We start from the raw sequence: 16,496 nt of genomic DNA, 5'->3' as shown, positions 1-16,496 counted from the left end.
GCAGAAGAACTTCTGTATAACACTTGTTATCCAGCGGAACTATCTTGCGTCGACATGCTCGTGACATGCGATGAAATGCGGTTGGCAGCGTGATGGCATGCGGCATCTGTGCGAACGCGCTCGACAACTAATCGAATGTAGGCATAAAGGTAGCAAGCATTTGCAAAACCAAGCTAATCACGAACGTCATTCATCCGCAACCTCGCTCTGGCATGCAATTAACAGGCTCGAATCATGCGGACGACGTGCTCGACTTCGCTGGGTCAGGTCGCTAGAATTAGGGAACGCTGGGGCTGCACTCGCGGATAACAAAGCGTTGAACCGAAGCGGAGAGGCCTTCGTGGTCGGCTTGTCGCCGGATGGTCGCAGGCTCCCATTCTATCCGACTCCGGTCTCACTAGTTCACATTCCCTGGTCCGCTCGGTTAACGCGGACGTTATCCTGCGGAGCTATCGCGCGCCGACATGCTCGTGACATGCAATGAAATGCGGTTGGTAACATGACGACATGCGGCCATTGCAACGGACATGCTCGAAGGCGGTAGCGGACACGATGGCAGCAAGCACATGCAACACGAATTCGATCGCAATACTTTGATTGGTCGAGTTCGCTCCGACATGCGGTCGGCATGCTCGAATCATGCGGCAAAACATGCTCGACTTCGATCGGCCGACTCGTTAGAATTGGAGCATGGCCCCGGCCCGCTGCAGGATAACAAAGCGTTGAACCGAAGCGGAGAGGTCTTCGTGGTTGGCTTGTCGCCGGATGGTCGCAGGCTCCCATTGTATCCGGCTCCAGTTTCACTAATTTACATTTTCAGGTCCGCTCGGTTAACGCGGACGTTATCCTGCGAAGCTATCGCGCGCCGACATGCTCGTGGCGTACAACGAATTGCGGTCAGCAGCACAAAGGCATGCGGCCACCGCAACGGCCATGCGCGAAGGCAGTTGCGGACACAATGGCAGCAAGCACCTGCGGCACGAATTCGATCGCAATACTTTGATTGGGCAAGTTCGCTCCGACATGCGGTCGGCATGCTCGAATCATGCGGCAAAACATGCTCGACTTCGATTGGCCGACCCGTTAGAATTGGAAGATGGCCCCGGCCCATTGCAGGATAACAAAGCGTTGAACCGAAGCGGAGAGGCCTTCCTGGCTGGCCAGTCGCCGGATGGTCGCAGGCTCCCATTCTATCCGGCTCCATTTTCCCTTATTCACGTTTCTTGATCCGCTCGGTTAACGCGGACGTTATCCAGACTCGCGTGACATCACCTTTTCAAAGCCCAAATGCTGAATCTGAATCAAGTTCAGTCCGTATTTCTTCACTGAGGACGGCAGTCAGTTTGATCATCGTCATAGTCCTTACCTTCTTGATAGTGAATGCCGTTGGTTGGTCGTTGTACATCTGCGTCCATCTCGGCAAGAAAGACGTTTGGTTAGGCTCGACATCAGGCTTGATTCATCTCGGTTACGCCGATGCGGTTTCGGGTGACCCCGAGATGGATGATTCGCTATTTGACGACGAGATCTTTGATGGCTTGGTGGTTCCTGAACCCACGACGATATTCAACCGAGGACCGGTCGAAATATTGGCCGAACGAAGTTCCGACATTCGCGGATTCTGGAGAATTAACGGATCGCTCCACCCTGATTACCGTTCAATCGACATTCCTGCGATACTGCCACTGGCCTTTGCCATCGCATTCATCTGGTTCAGGCGATAGAATACTGTTCTTTGGTGGACGTCTGGATAACAAAGCGTTGAACCGAAGCGTTCACAGCGTTAGGGTTGGCCAAGTCGTCGGATGGTCGTACCTCCCATTATATCCGACGACTGTTTTCACAACTTCATTATTTTCCGACGCCTCGGTTAACGCGGGCGTTATCCAGCGGAGCTATCTTGCGTCGACATGCTCGTGACATGCGATGAAATGCGGTTGGTAGTGTGATGACATGCGGCATTTGTACGAACGCGCTCGACAACTAATCGAATGTAGGCATAAAGATAGCAAGCATTTGCAAAACCAAGCTAATCACGAACGTCATTCATCCGCAACCTCGCTCTGACATGCAATTGACATGCTCGAATCATGCGGACGACGTGCTCGACTTCGCTGGGGCAGGTCGCTAGAATTAGGGAACGCTGGGGGCTGCACTCGAGGATAACAAAGCGTTGAACCGAAGCGGAGATGGCTTCGTGGTCGGCTAGTCGCCGGATGGTCGCAGGCTCCCATTGTATCCGACTCCAGTTTCACTAATTCACAATCCTTGGTCCGCTCGGTTAACGCGGACGTTATCCAACTAACCACGAGGCGAATGATGACCAGTTCACGTGCCGTCCCTCGTTTCAATCTGAAATTCCTGCTGGCTGTTACGGCAGTGCTGGCCTTATGGGTCGGCTGGACGGGCAGCAGAGCCGGCAGCCAAGCTTCGGCAGTTGCCAAAATCGTTCAAGGTGGCGGTACTGTGCAATATGATGCTCCGCTTGAAGGAGTGACTAAAGAAATTGGCAAGGTAACTGGGAATGACTATTTCCAGACCGTTGTCATTGTTCGTGCGGAAGGATCGCAGTTTGACGACTCTATTACCGAACCAATTGGGAGGCTTTCAAATTTGCAGAGCTTGTCATTGTTAAATGCCTCGGTCACCGACGCAGGGATTGAACACCTCACGTCCTGTGGTGAATTGAAACATCTTGATCTAATGCACACCCTTGTGTCGGACGACTGCATTTCCAGTTTAATGGGACTTCAGAACTTAAATTACGTTAATCTTGAAGGTTCGAGGGTAACCAAGAAGGGGGCTCAATCGCTTCAGGCTTTGCGGCCGGGCCTTGAAGTCAAACACCATTTTCTCGAATAGGGCATGATCGACTTGGATTGGCCAAGTTACTATAGTATGGGGAACAAATAACCCAGCACGTTGGATAACAAAGCGTTGAACCGAAGCCGTGAAATCTGCGTGGTTGATCAGTCGTCGGATGGTCGCAGGCTCCCATTGTATCCGACTCCATTTTCACTAATTTACATTTCTAGGTCTGCTCGGTTAACGCGGGCGTTATCCAGACTGACCAATGTGGACGTGCCAGCAATGTGAAATTCATGTCGAACAGCAGTTTGATGCTTGCTGGAATTGTGGGACAAAAATAGACGGGACGATGACAGAAGACTTCCGCCACGCTGACCAGTGCATTCCAGCGACACCAGCACCCAATCGCCAATACTCTCTGGCACAGGCGTTCTGGATCTTCACGATGACATCATTGGTGGTATTGGGATACGCAACCGGCCACGCAGTTCTGCTGCTTGTCGGATTTTCGAGTTTGGCAATGACTGCGACGTGCTGGTTATTCTCATACCAGATGCACGAAATACAGCGTGCGATACGAAAACAATCACCCGAGAACGATCATCCAAATTGATGTCATGCTCGACTGGTGCTTAGGGAGCTGTTAAGATTAGGGCCAACGATTCAATCCGCTGTCTGGATAACAATGCGTTGAACCGAAGCGGAGAGGCCTTCTCGGTCGTTTTGTCGCCGGATGGTCGCAGGCTCCCATTCTATCCGACTCCAGTTTCACCAATTCACATTTTCAGGTCCGCTCGGTTAACGCGGACGTTATCCAGACTGAGTTCAAAATTCAATCGATCATCTTTGCGCGGCATATGTTTCGTTTCAATGTGAAATCACTTTTCGCAATCGTCGCTTGCATATCCGTGCTTATTGTCGTTGCTCAGGAACCTGTGTACCTATTCTCCATAGGCCTCGTCTATGGTTTGCTTTGCATGTCACCTTTGCATGAAGAATCCTCACTGACCACAGCGTTTCACGACGCCGTCGTTGGACTGCTTGGTGGGCTAATTGCTGGGATCGCGATACTGCTCGCTGGATCGGGCGCTAACGCAGATGATTTTGCATGGCACGTGTCGCGGTTCCTGAATTCCAGCTTTATTGGGGCGACGTTTGCTTTCGTTTGCAGTGCGCTACGGCAGTAATACAATGGGCATGCACCGATCAGCGTCGACTACTGTTTGTCAAACCGCTAGAATGGTGGCTAGAGAGTCACTCCGCTGTCTGGATAACAAAGCGTTGAACCGAAGCGGAGAGGCGTTCGTGTTTGGTTTATCGCCGGATGGTCGCAGGCTCCCATTGTATCCGGCTCCAGTTTCACTAAATTACATTTTCAGGTCCGCTCGGTTAACGCGAGCGTTATCCAACGGAAGTTGGAGTGCGCGGACGACATGATCGGACATGCTTGAATTCTCTTGAACGCGTTTGCGACTTGCTCGACCCATCGTGACGACATTCTCGACCAGCGCGTCCGCAGAATTCCAAGGGAGCAAGCATCGGCGTCACAAATCAACGAAATATGTGATTCTGCTTCAGGCATCAATCAACCAGCGTGAATCGTGCGGACGGTCATGCTCGATTGCTGCCGACGACATGCTCGACTTCGATTGGCCAAGTTGCTAGGATATAGGGAGTGGATCCGTTGGCTCGTTGGATAACAATGCGTTGAACCGAAGCGTCCTAACCGCTAGGGTTGGCCAATCGTCGGATGGTCGTACCTCCCATTTTATCCGACTCCCATTTTCACCAATTCAAACCTTTTTGACGCCTCGGTTAACGCGGGCGTTATCCTGCTCGACTGATCATCACGCATTTATTGCCACCGCCTATGACGCCAGCCGAAAAAACTGCGAACGCCCGAGGACTAACCTCCATTCTGTCATTCTCTGGGCTCTTTTTCTTCACATGGATTTATGGTGTAGCTTACGACCGCTGGCCAAGCTTCGATCAAATGTTTTTGATTCCGTTAGCTATCGCCCTCGTTGGGTGCGCGGCCATATTCTTTATGTCCATGTGTCGGTGGCGGGCTCGATGCCCGAAATGCAGAGACGGCATCGCGAAATTTACATACAATAAGACTGATGACGAATACCTGACATGCAAATCATGCGGCTACACTGAGGAAACTGACTGGACGCTTGGCGAATAAACATGAGGAACTCAGCTCGATTTCGTGACATGCAACTGTGCCAATAATCCAGTTGCGGTCGATGCTTCGGCGAACTGAGCCCAAGTTGCAAACGCAGGATAACAAAGCGTTGAACCGAAGCGTCCAAAGCGCTAGGATTGGCCAAGTCGTCGGATGGTCGTAGCTCCCATTATATCCGACGACTGTTTTCACAATTTCAACACTTTCCGACGCCTCGGTTAACGCGGGCGTTATCCAGCGGAACTATCTTGCGCCGACATGCTCGTAACATGCGAGAGAATGCAGTTGGCAGCGTGATGACATGCGGCCTTTGCGCGGACGTATTCGAGAACTTGGCGAATGCAGGTGCAAAGGCAGCACGCATTGGCAAAGTCAATTCGATCGAAGGCGTCATTCATCCGCAAACTCGCTCTGACGTGCAATTAACATGCTCGAATCATGCGGACGACGTGCTCGACTTCGCCGCGGCAGGTCGCTAGAATTAAAGAACGCTCGGACCGCACTCGCGGATAACAAAGCGTTGAACCGAAGCGGCGAAGGCTGCGTGGTTGGCTTGTCGCCGGATGGTCGCAGGCTCCCATTGTATCCGGCTCCAGTTTCACTAATTTACATTTTCAGGTCCGCTCGGTTAACGCGGACGTTATCCAGACTAATTAATCTGTCCCATGCGACGTGGTAAGTTCACAATTCTCCACCTGTTACTAGTGGTGCTGCTCACCGCTTTCGCCCTTGCATGTATCGTTGAGCAACAGACTACAGTTGGAGAATTCACATCTCGATCCCCAGACGGCAGTTGGGCATTGAGTTTGAGTTTGGTTGAGCACTCAACGCTTTTTTGGAACCGAAAAACTGTCCGAACGGCAGTTGATCACACAACCGACGAGCATTCAATTTGGGCTACAACGCACACAATTTCGCTCAATGGCGCTGATGGTAAAACGGTGTCGTATCCAAATGCTGGAGCTTTGAGTATCGTATATCGAAGGACTGAAAATGACACATTGGCCATTTCTGCAAGCTGGGGTGAAACAGGCGCAAAACATCGCGTTACAATTGGAAACGGCGATTTTGTGAATGGTTCAGCCAACGGAAAGATTGCCAATCCGCCGTCTGGATAACAAAGCGTTGAACCGAAGCCGTGAAATTTGCTTGGTCGATCAATCGTCGGATGGTCGTACCTCCCATTGTATCCGACTCAACTAAATCAACTCCTGTCCGTGTTGCCGCGTCTCGGTTAACGCGGACGTTATCCAGACTAGGCAAGGAACGCAGAGTCATGACCAGAATCACGATTAAGTTTCTGTTAGTAGCGATCACCCTTCTGGCTATCGGATTTGCCTTCGCGCCCGGTTCAACGATCCTGCTGCTGAGCATTGCGCCACTTTTCGCTTGCCTCTATTTGTTGGCCCGCACTCGTATTGGCGTTGCAGGGAAAATGCTCGTGGCTGTGGCGCTTGTCATGTCGCTCTTTCCCATTTACGTCACGAGCATTGGGCCGATGGTATGGCTGGACAGTAGACTTGAACATGAGTTGAACTACCACCATCTGTACGCCCCACTTGAACCAATCGTCGAAAACATGGGGCTGATTACTCCGTTGGCTGAATATACAAAACTCTGGATTGATCCTGAACCACAAACGCTTCCGAATGAAGCATACGTCCAAATGCAAGCACAACCGCAACAATAGCGTCACTCGACTGCGGTTTGTTTTGCCGTTAGGATAATGGAACACAGATCTCTCCGCAGTCTGGATAACAAAGCGTTGAACCGAAGCCGCGTTTTCCGCTGTGCGAGCATCGTTCCGCGGATGATTGGCTGACGCCAATTTTATCATCCGCTCCACTCACTACATACCTTTCACCCGCGTCTCGGTTAACGCGGTCGTTATCCAACGTGAGTTTCTCTAATGCGATTTACCATCAGGCGTTTGCTGCTCACAATTACTGCTGCATGTGTTACCTTGGGGTTTGTCGTAAGCCGAGCTCATTCGCAACGAGACGCAGTTCAAAAAATCGAAGAGTTGGGCGGAACCGTATACTTCCGGGATGACATTTCGGTGTTTGGAAATTGGATGTTTGCAAGCTCATCGACATCGTCGATTGCAAAGCATCTGCGCCATTCAGCCACAGGCGTTAAGATTACTTTTCACGAATATGATGACACGATGGAACAGCAACTAAGACGCCTTTCTCACTTGAATCACATTGAACTATATGGGCATGACGCTGCTTTCGGTGTGGGGAAAATTGAATATGACTTTCCATCAATTGACGTTGATCGCGGATATTGGGTAGGATTTTAAGAATACTCAGGTCGTCTAAGGAGTTGGTCACCTTCTGTGGTGTCGTTCGACTCCGCAAGTTCAGGCGAATAGGATATGGAGAACCAATCAATCGGCCTGTTGGATAACAAAGCGTTGAACCGAAGCGTCCATTTCGCTAGGGTTGGCTTGGTCGTCGGATGGTCGTACCTCCCATTATATCCGACGACAGTTTTCACAACTTCCACACTTTTCGACGCCTCGGTTAACGCGGGCGTTATCCAACTTGGGTTGTGCTTCGTTGACAAATCCCTATCAAAGCCCAAATCCCATTAAAGAGAAAGCTGTTGCTGCGCAAGGCAAAGAAAGCGCGTGCCCAAATTGCCAAACCCCTGTATCGCGGGAAATGGTTCTAAAAACGTTTCGCTATCGCTGCATTGGCTGCCAATGCTTGCTCGCATGCCACCTTCCCTTCTCGCCTCACCGACTGATTCTCGGTGGCTTTCTCACGACCGTTCTGTCCGGATGTTTCCTATTTCGGGAATACGAGTTTATGCCAGTCATATTCGGATTTACCATGATCGCTACGATGCTTGTAATTCATAAACTCAAGACGGCACACGGCGTCATGGGTTCTCGATAGCCAATCGGCACTTGGGCTTAGCTCCACCCTTATTGCGACATGCTCGACTTCTACTAACTGAGTCGCTAGAATACCTGCAGCAATGCACTCAGCGAGTTGGATAACAATGCGTTGAACCGAAGCGGCGATGGCTTCGTGGTTGGTTTGTCGCCGGATGGTCGCAGGCTCCCATTGTATCCGACTCCAGTTTCACTAATTCACATTTTCAGGTCCGCTCGGTTAACGCGGACGTTATCCAGCTCAGTCATGAAAATAAGCATCGCAAACATGCTGCTCATAGTTGCTTTCCTTGCGGCACTGTTAGCATGGCGAATAGATCGCACGATTCAGGCAGCAACACACAAAGCCGATTTCGCCAAGTTACTCGGAGCGCGACGGGCCAGTGACCAAGCCGGGCTGTTTTCAACGCCTTCGATGGCGGTCGACACGATCGCCGAGCACCAGCTATACGACATAATGTACGAGATCGACGACAAATCCGAACAATTCCTTCACATGATGAGCGTCTACAGTTTGCGCGAAAGGATTGAAGACCCACGCCTTGTGAGAATGTACATCCAATCCTCTATGCGCGATCTTGGATGCGAAACGATCGTAGATCTGCGTCGTCTCGTTGATGGCGCAAATTGGAAATGGAACGCAGTATTGAAGAGTAAAACACCAGAATCCCAAGAATTCGAGGCCTTTATTGAGGTCCTTCGTGGTTTCTTGTGGGTCGCCAAACCTTGATCTTCCGAGGCCAAACTTAAGAAGCTTCATTTCCCCGGGAAAAAGCAGTCCCGGCGAGCTGTCAGCAAACGCCCGTATTCTCCAGGAAACCGAGCTACCCACAAAGATCCGCGATGGACCTTTATTGAGTCCGCAATGAAACCGTTAAACTGATTTCTCACATCGAAACGCAGGATAACAAAGCGTTGAACCGAAGCGTCCATTTCGTTAGGGTAGGCTTAGTCGTCGGATGGTCGTACCTCCCATTATATCCGACGACTGTTTTCGCAACTTTATCACTTTCCGACGCCTCGGTTAACGCGGGCGTTATCCGGCACCAAGCGTTCCTATAACACGAACCCATGCTTCTCGATCAATTTCGGCTACTCATCCATGGTGAACACTTCGATGTAGACGCGTTCCTAAAAGATTCAGGCCTAAGATACAACAAAAGATGGCGACGTGGTGACCGTTCGCAGCGCGGCGCTACACACAAGAGGAGCGGGTTCTCAGTGTTGTTGGGTGACGGAACGTGTTTGACGCTTGACGAACAAACAACTCTGGCGAGCGAATACCTCGAAAAAAACGAAATGGAATTGAAACGACTTTCAGAGTTCAAAGGTGCTTCAATTCGAAACTTGATGATTCACTACGTCTTGCCTGACACTCCAGGTTTGTGCGGCATACCCTTGAACGTCAACAGCAATCTCGCCTACTACTCACTCGTAACTGGCATTTCCGTTACTTATCTAATTGATCTTGAACACCATTGCCCGTAATATAAAAATCATTCGGTCTGGCGAATCTGATTCAAGCTAACGTGCCGGATAACAAAGCGTTGAACCGAAGCCGCGTTTTCCGCTGTGCGAACATTGTTCCGCGGATGATGCTCGTTCCTCGCATTGTATCATCCGCTCCACTCACTACTTACCTTTTTGCCGCGTCTCGGTTAACGCGGACGTTATCCTGCGTGAGCTACATGTCGGGAAATCAAGCTTGGACATTTCTAGACGTTGGCGATTCCGTCCTGCCGAACATTCGTTCCGCAACAGAACTTCACAAACGAACATCCCGTTTTCCGTATCGCCAACCTTCCTTGCGTCGTTGCGTTGCAGTGCTGTTGCCTCACTTGAGGGCTTCGAAAACCGTGCAATTGCGGCATTGCTTCGGAATCCTTGTTCGCAAGCTCACTTCGGTATCCTTGCTTCCTCCGCGGATGCGGACGGCAATGGGCTCGCTCCGCGTTGACTTGCCTTGCTGTCGCCATTTGAGCTAAACTAGGGGCAGTATCGTGGCACGCCGGATAACAATGCGTTGAACCGAAGCGGAGAGGTCTTCGTGGTTGGCCAGTCGCCGGATGGTCGCAGGCTCCCATTGTATCCGACTCCAGTTTCACTAATTTACATTTTCAAGTCCGCTCGGTTAACGCGGGCGTTATCCAGCTTGCCATTTATAAGTCCGAGTGAACCTTGAGACAGTTCAGAATTACATCGCTCCTTATCGCTACCGCTGTTGCCTGTGTCACATTGGCGTGGCTCTTCAGTCAGACGCCCCTCCGAAACATCTGGTCTGACACCGACTCGTACTTCAAGTACAACGAGGATGGTACTGGAATTGTTGCAACACTTTATAAAAACGCCGATGACCACGTTTTGGCAGTGTCAATCCAACACCAAACGACGCCAAAAGCAAATCCGCCGGGCTGGTCTACCAGTGTCGCGACCTTCAACATTCAATCGACTTTGCATTCGACATATTCCAATGCTGGGCGACGCCCTATCTGTAAATTCAGGGTTGACGGTGAGAATGTGCCTTTAGATACCAAGTTGCTGCAAGTATTCTACTTTACTGATGTGAAGCCGGTGCAGAAGATCATTATTGATGAGGATGACCGCGATGAATTCACGGCTGATGCAGCTGATCGTGAACTGCCAAGCTTTGTTCAAAATGGATGCCAGACCCAAACGCTGAATAACAATATGTTGCACCAAAGCGTCGTTGGTGCGCGGGTTTTGAAGTTTCGCTTCACCACGACGCTTGGTGAACATTGACGTTATCCCGCTAAACGAACTAAATCCGTAACTCTAGCGTATCAACAATTCCGTTCTGCCATTGTGGATCTATCGATTTTTTCCGCCAACTCCGTGATAAACCCATACCATTCGCCATCCTCTGTCGCGGCCGGCTCTCATTCGGCTGGTTCGTTTCGTTTTGTAATGGCAACACTTTGGCTACTCGGAGTGGTGGTTTTCGTGATTTCTTGTTGCAGTGGGTTCTACTTAAACGGAGCTTATTGCTCGGAAATCGACTGCCCACGTTTTATTGACTTCATATGCTTTGCATCCCTGGCGGTTGCTTTGGCGGGTTCGGTCGCATATCCAGGTACCGCGGGTCGACGCTTTCTGCACTTCCTTGCGACGTGTGCGGGGCTTGTGATCCTGTTCTGTTTTACGATACTCTTTTCAATGGCTGTCTTGGGCTTCGACATAATGGACTAACCGCGGGATAACAAAGCGTTGAACCGAAGCGGAGGACGCTTTCCGGTTGGCTTGTCGCCGGATGGTCGCGGGCTCCCATCATATCCGACTCCGATTACACCAATTTACATTTCTAGATCCGCTCGGTTAACGCGGGCGTTATCTGGCTTTGATGAAGATCTCCATTCTAAACCTTTTGCTGGCAGTAGTGATCGTTGCCTTGTCGTTCGCGATCCTGACTCAGCGCAAAAAACCACTCGACATTTCAACCGGCGATAGTTTTTCTTGGAGTATTCGACAGGAGGCACTGAAGGCGTCTCCTACTTGGAGTGCAACTGAAGAGAATCCGCCGCTTTCTGTTCGAAAAGCACTTGGGATCGCTGACGAGATCGCGTCCAACATGAACACTGAAACCAAACAATTTGACGTGGGCAAATGGACGTTTGATTCACTGGACCTTGTTCCGCTCGACAACAACCTGTATTCTGAAAATCGTTCAAAATGGTGCTACTTGGTTCCATTTCAAGGCGTTAGGTTAAGTGGTCACTCCGGACCTCCCTACGTGATGTCAATGCTAATTTTGATGGACGGCAGGGTAATTGTCGGCGAAACTCACTACGACGCTAATTTAGGCGACGCCATCAAACGCATATACCCCGATCCGACCGAGTAGCGCCAGATAACAAAGCGTTGAACCGAAGCCGCGTTTTCCGCTGTGCGAACATCATTCCGTGGATGTTGGTCGCAAGCTCCCATTTTATCATCCACTCCACTCACTACATGCCTTTCCGCCGCGTCTCGGTTAACGCCGCCGTTATCCAGACTGACTCCGCTTTTTTGATGTCGATGCAAGGAAATCAATGTTCGTCGCCTGCTCAATCATCAGGCGAAGGCAAAACCGCTTGTCAAACACTGTGGATGACGTCGCGATCCGTTTTTATCGGGGTTTCCTTTATCTCAGGCTTGCTGACCTTCTACCTTGCTTACGCGGCCGTCCTGCTCTCGCCGGGATATCCAGATGACATTGGTATCATTTGGTTTACCGCTTGGGCATTGGATTCTATAGTGTCCGCCTCAATCGTATGTGCGATTGCCAGTGCTTCTTTGTTTTTCGTTGATCACGTCAAAGGTCGAAATTACGCAATTCTTGGCTTCATATGCGCGATTGAATTTGAGATAGTATTCCCGTTATTTATTGCATTCTTCGGTGTTTGAGTTAAAAACCTGCCTCAGGTCATCTTCGACCTCGTTCGAACCTTTCCGATACTGAAAGCAGAACCGCCCGCTATCTGGATAACAAAGCGTTGAACCGAAGCGGCGATTTCTTCCCGGTTGGTTTGTCGCCGGATGGTCGCAGGCTCCCATTATATCCGACTCCGGTTTCACTAATTTACATTTCTTGGTCCGCTCGGTTAACGCGGACGTTATCCAGCGGAACTATCTTGCGTCGACATCCTCGTGACATGCGAGAGAATGCAGTTGGCAGCGTGATGAAATGCGGCCTTTGCCCGGACGTATTCGACAACTAATCGAATGCAGGCGTAAAGGCAGCACGCATTGGCAAAGTCAATCTGATTTAATGCGTCATTCATCCGCAACCTTTCTCTGACGTGCAATTGGCATGCTCGAACCATGCGGACGACGTGCTCGACTTCGCTGGGTCAGGTCGGTAGAATTAAAGAACGCTGGGGCCGGACACGCGGATAACAATGCGTTGAACCGAAGCGGAGATGGCTTCGTGGCTGGTTTGTCGCCAGATGGTCGCAGGCTCCCATTGTATCCGACTCCATTTTCACTAATTCACATTTTCAGGTCCGCTCGGTTAACGCGGACGTTATCCAGCTAATCGATGAACTGAGACTTTTGTGCGATTCTCTCTGTCACATCTCCTTGCTCTCGTTGCCGTTTCAGCTGTGCTGGTTGCGTTCTTCGTCGACAGATGGACCATCAAATATCCATATATTGACTTCCATGCAGCTCTCCGCGTAAATCGACATGCCGACTGGGAATTCGTCGAATCCATCGGTGATTCAGAAGGACCGTTCCGATGGGCTGGCGCAAACTACTGCTATGGGAATGTCAGAACTACCGCAAACTATTCAGTCGACGGCACAATCCGGCAACATGTGATTCCCGCTGGCACTTTTGGTGGTCACGATTTCCGAATGCAACGATTTGAGAATCGAAACAAGAATTCCCTTCTCATATTCTACAAACACACTACTCCCCGAAAACACAGTTCGCGATAATTGGCTTGCTCGACATCACTTAACTAAGCCTTTAGAATTACCACGCGAAGGGTTGTTCGCTGCTGGATAACAATGCGGTGAACCGAAGTCGTGACAATCGTCCAGCAATTTCCTAAAACTAAACCCGCTCCAGTCCGCGTGGCCGCGCCTCGGTTACCGCGGGCGTTATCCTGCGGAGCTATCGCGCGCCGACATGCTCGTGACATGCAATGAAATGCGGTTGGTAACATGACGACATGCGGCCATTGCAACGGACATGCTCGAAGGCGGTAGCGGACACGATGGCAGCAAGCACATGCAACACGAATTCGATCGCAATACTTTGATTGGTCGAGTTCGCTCCGACATGCGGTCGGCATGCTCGAATCATGCGGCAAAACATGCTCGACTTCGATCGGCCGACTCGTTAGAATTGGAGCATGGCCCCGGCCCGCTGCAGGATAACAAAGCGTTGAACCGAAGCGGAGAGGTCTTCGTGGTTGGCTTGTCGCCGGATGGTCGCAGGCTCCCATTGTATCCGGCTCCAGTTTCACTAATTTACATTTTCAGGTCCGCTCGGTTAACGCGGACGTTATCCAGACTGAGGTCACAACGATCTTCACGAACGATCTTGAGCCTTGGTTTTTTGCAACCTTGTTTGCGCCAATCCTCGCTTTACTGTTGCTGCACATCGTCAACACTGTCTATCGCGGATTTACGGAACCAAGATGGCTTGTCGCGACTGGAACAATCGAGGAATCTTCAATACAACACGATCACGACAGTATTTGTTTGTTGATCCGCTATCAATTCCACATCAACGATCAACCATACTGGGGCAATGAATCGATTTGGTGTCGCGATGAGGAAGACGCACAAAATAAACTCGCCAGATTCCCTGTGGGCATTGACGCTGAAATTGAATTCCGCCCCAACGACCCAGAAACGCGTTCTCGACTTTTCCTGCCCATAAAATGATCGACTTTGTTACGTTATGGCGTTAGAATGTGGAGCACGACATGTTTGGCTGTCTGTATAACAAAGCGTTGAACCGAAGCAGAGATGGCTTCATGGTTGGCAAGTCGCCGGATGGTCGCAGGCTCCCATTGTATCCGACTCCAATTTCACTAATTTACATTTCTTGGTCCGCTCGGTTAACGCGGGCGTTATCCAACTTGGGTCATCCTGTTGAATCAGAATCCGTACAAATCAGTGCAGATCAATTCAAACCAGCGAGTCTCGCTTGTTGACATTCCCGAGACATCTCCCATTCCAGCTGTACTGCTTTGGATTTTCCTTTCTTTCACCTTCGTCCTTGCTTTCATCAACTCTCTCCAAGAACAGGTTCCGGGTTTCGGAAATGTTATTCTTGTCACCGTAGGTGCTGTCATTTCGCAGTTCCCTGGGCTCGCGGTAGCTGAGCTATATCGAAGGAAACCGACACGGATTCGGTTTCTTTTTCTGGCACCAGCATTCCTTGTCTCACAAATCAGCATATTCGGATACTTGTTGCTGGTGATGGCCGGCCAACTCCAAACGGTTGATAACGCAGCTCAAATGCACGTCTTCCTAGTCCCAATCCTGCTGATCATCTTTACCGCTGGTGTCTATTTGCTTGCGGCGATTATAGCAGGGGTAATTGCTTGGCCAAATCATGGTCGACAGTGAATGTTCGAACCTCTAGAATTCAAATGCGTACTCGTCGGGCGAGTTGGATAACAAAGCGTTGAACCGAAGCGTCCATTTCGTTAGGATTGGCTATGTCGCCGGATGGTCGTACCTCCCATTGTATCCGACGACCGTTTTCACAACTTTATTACTTTTCGACGCCTCGGTTAACGCAGGCGTTATCCTGCGGAGCTATCGCGCGCCGACATGCTCGTGGCATGCAATGCAATACGGTCAGCAGTACAAAGGCATGCGGCCATTGCAACGGACATGCTCGAAGGCCGTTGCGGAAACAATGGCAGCATGCACCTGCAACACGAATTCGATCGCAGTGCTTGGGTTGGGACAAATTCGCTCCGACACGCGGTCGACATGCTCGAATCATGCGGCAAAACATGCTCGACTTCGATTGGCCGACTCGTTAAAATTGGAACATGGCCCCGGCCCGTTGCAGGATAACAAAGCGTTGAACCGAAGCGGAGAGGCCTTCGGGGCTGGCCAGTCGCCGGATGGTCGCAGGCTCCCGTTGTATCCGACTCCGATTTCACTAATTTACATTTTCAGGTCCGCTCGGTTAACGCGGAAGTTATCCCGCTTACTAAAATGCAACGCTTCGAAATTCGATATCTGTTGTTTTGCATAACTCTCATCGCGGCATGCATTGCGATTTGGCAGTTCCCGAAAACTGAACCGAACCCGGCAAATGGCGTAGACTATTCGTTCTTGATCAATTTCCGACCAATTGGATTGATTGCTTCGGTCACAATTTTTATGCATGTCGCATGCGACGCTGCTGGCCTGACTTCAGTACCTCGATGGCTGGTGGCGATACTGACGCCCAGTCTTGCGATGCTTGGGTGGTGGCTCTGGTGGGTAACACGAATAAACCAATCGAACGTGCACCATCCGATTACTATCGGGCCTTTCGAGGTTTTGATTATTCATCTCGTTACATTTACAATTAGCTTCGCCATAATCTCGGGTGCGCTGTCCTTGGTTCGTTCGTGGTTCCATTTGACAATCGAACACAGACGCGACGTCGCGGGATAACAAAGCGTTGAACCGAAGCGGAGATGGCTTCATGGTTGGCAAGTCGCCGGATGGTCGCAGGCTCCCATTTTATCCGACTCCAGTTTCACTAATTTACATTTCCAGGTCCGCTCGGTTAACGCGGGCGTTATCCAACTGCGACCATCTCGGCTGACTATGACCGGAAACATTCCCGTGCAAAATGGCAGTAACGATGAACCGACTGCGCAATGAAGGATTTATCCCTTTTCCACTTGGAGTCGACCTGCTTCGTGTGTGCCCGAACTGCAATAGGAAGTTGGCATTGAAATTCATTTCCAAACGCCAAACTGACAAGCAGGGCAGGATTCGCTTGTACAAATGCAAATATTGCGATAGCCATCACGAGTTTGCAGGTCGACACCCTCCGGGCGCTGTTTGATTTACGAACCAACATGAATCATGACATGCTCGACTTCGATCGGTCTGGCCGATAAAATGG

Annotated in this window: 12 protein-coding genes; all 12 read left to right on the top strand. The window is 50.5% G+C overall.

Annotated elements, in window-relative coordinates; all coding sequences use genetic code 11:
• The first annotated feature begins 1,376 nt into the window (after positions 1 to 1,376).
• The 12 genes from MFFC18_RS08780 to MFFC18_RS08730 all read left to right on the top strand — a co-directional run bounded on the left by MFFC18_RS08780 (position 1,377) and on the right by MFFC18_RS08730 (position 14,986).
• A complete protein-coding gene (locus tag MFFC18_RS08780) occupies positions 1,377 to 1,724 on the top strand; it encodes a hypothetical protein (protein WP_075085663.1) in 348 nt (115 codons plus the stop codon).
• Between the two features lie 595 nt (positions 1,725 to 2,319).
• A complete protein-coding gene (locus MFFC18_RS08775) occupies positions 2,320 to 2,862 on the top strand; it encodes a hypothetical protein (protein ID WP_148618739.1) in 543 nt (180 codons plus the stop codon).
• Between the two features lie 2,385 nt (positions 2,863 to 5,247).
• On the top strand, positions 5,248 to 5,478 hold the full coding sequence (locus MFFC18_RS08770; protein WP_148618738.1) for a hypothetical protein: 231 nt from the start codon (positions 5,248 to 5,250) through the stop codon (positions 5,476 to 5,478).
• Positions 5,479 to 5,664: 186 nt separating this feature from the next.
• Entirely contained in the window at positions 5,665 to 6,117 is a 453-nt protein-coding gene (locus MFFC18_RS08765) for a hypothetical protein (protein ID WP_148618737.1), read from the top strand.
• Positions 6,118 to 6,275: 158 nt separating this feature from the next.
• Positions 6,276 to 6,689, top strand: a complete 414-nt coding sequence (locus tag MFFC18_RS08760; protein WP_075085359.1) for a hypothetical protein — start codon at positions 6,276 to 6,278, stop codon at positions 6,687 to 6,689.
• A gap of 219 nt (positions 6,690 to 6,908) precedes the next feature.
• Complete coding sequence (locus tag MFFC18_RS08755) at positions 6,909 to 7,304, top strand: hypothetical protein (RefSeq protein ID WP_148618736.1); 396 nt, start codon at positions 6,909 to 6,911, stop codon at positions 7,302 to 7,304.
• Positions 7,305 to 8,151: 847 nt separating this feature from the next.
• Positions 8,152 to 8,634 (top strand): hypothetical protein, encoded by a 483-nt coding sequence (locus MFFC18_RS08750; RefSeq protein WP_075085357.1) that lies wholly within the window; start codon positions 8,152 to 8,154, stop codon positions 8,632 to 8,634.
• 1,448 nt (positions 8,635 to 10,082) lie between these two features.
• Positions 10,083 to 10,664, top strand: coding sequence for a hypothetical protein (locus MFFC18_RS08745; RefSeq protein ID WP_148618735.1), 582 nt, complete (start codon positions 10,083 to 10,085; stop codon positions 10,662 to 10,664).
• A gap of 598 nt (positions 10,665 to 11,262) precedes the next feature.
• Entirely contained in the window at positions 11,263 to 11,763 is a 501-nt protein-coding gene (locus MFFC18_RS08740; protein ID WP_148618734.1) for a hypothetical protein, read from the top strand.
• Between the two features lie 17 nt (positions 11,764 to 11,780).
• On the top strand, positions 11,781 to 12,305 hold the full coding sequence (locus MFFC18_RS08735) for a hypothetical protein (RefSeq protein ID WP_148618733.1): 525 nt from the start codon (positions 11,781 to 11,783) through the stop codon (positions 12,303 to 12,305).
• Positions 12,306 to 13,972: 1,667 nt separating this feature from the next.
• Entirely contained in the window at positions 13,973 to 14,296 is a 324-nt protein-coding gene (locus MFFC18_RS25785; RefSeq protein ID WP_075082343.1) for a DUF3592 domain-containing protein, read from the top strand.
• A gap of 210 nt (positions 14,297 to 14,506) precedes the next feature.
• A complete protein-coding gene (locus tag MFFC18_RS08730; RefSeq protein WP_148618732.1) occupies positions 14,507 to 14,986 on the top strand; it encodes a hypothetical protein in 480 nt (159 codons plus the stop codon).
• Positions 14,987 to 16,496: the final 1,510 nt, after the last annotated feature.

The organism is Mariniblastus fucicola, from assembly GCF_008087665.1.
Lineage (GTDB): Bacteria > Planctomycetota > Planctomycetia > Pirellulales > Pirellulaceae > Mariniblastus > Mariniblastus fucicola.
The sequence above is the reverse complement of the archived record's forward strand: the minus strand, read 5'-3'. Positions and strand labels throughout refer to the sequence as shown.

What these genes read in the sequence shown, in the direction of transcription:
- MFFC18_RS08775 (WP_148618739.1), top strand. Translation starts at nt 2,320, where the DNA reads ATGACCAGTTCACGTGCCGTCCCTCGTTTCAATCTGAAATTCCTGCTG.
- MFFC18_RS08765 (WP_148618737.1), top strand. Translation starts at nt 5,665, where the DNA reads ATGCGACGTGGTAAGTTCACAATTCTCCACCTGTTACTAGTGGTGCTG.
- MFFC18_RS08760 (WP_075085359.1), top strand. Translation starts at nt 6,276, where the DNA reads ATGACCAGAATCACGATTAAGTTTCTGTTAGTAGCGATCACCCTTCTG.
- MFFC18_RS08755 (WP_148618736.1), top strand. Translation starts at nt 6,909, where the DNA reads ATGCGATTTACCATCAGGCGTTTGCTGCTCACAATTACTGCTGCATGT.
- MFFC18_RS08750 (WP_075085357.1), top strand. Translation starts at nt 8,152, where the DNA reads ATGAAAATAAGCATCGCAAACATGCTGCTCATAGTTGCTTTCCTTGCG.
- MFFC18_RS08740 (WP_148618734.1), top strand. Translation starts at nt 11,263, where the DNA reads ATGAAGATCTCCATTCTAAACCTTTTGCTGGCAGTAGTGATCGTTGCC.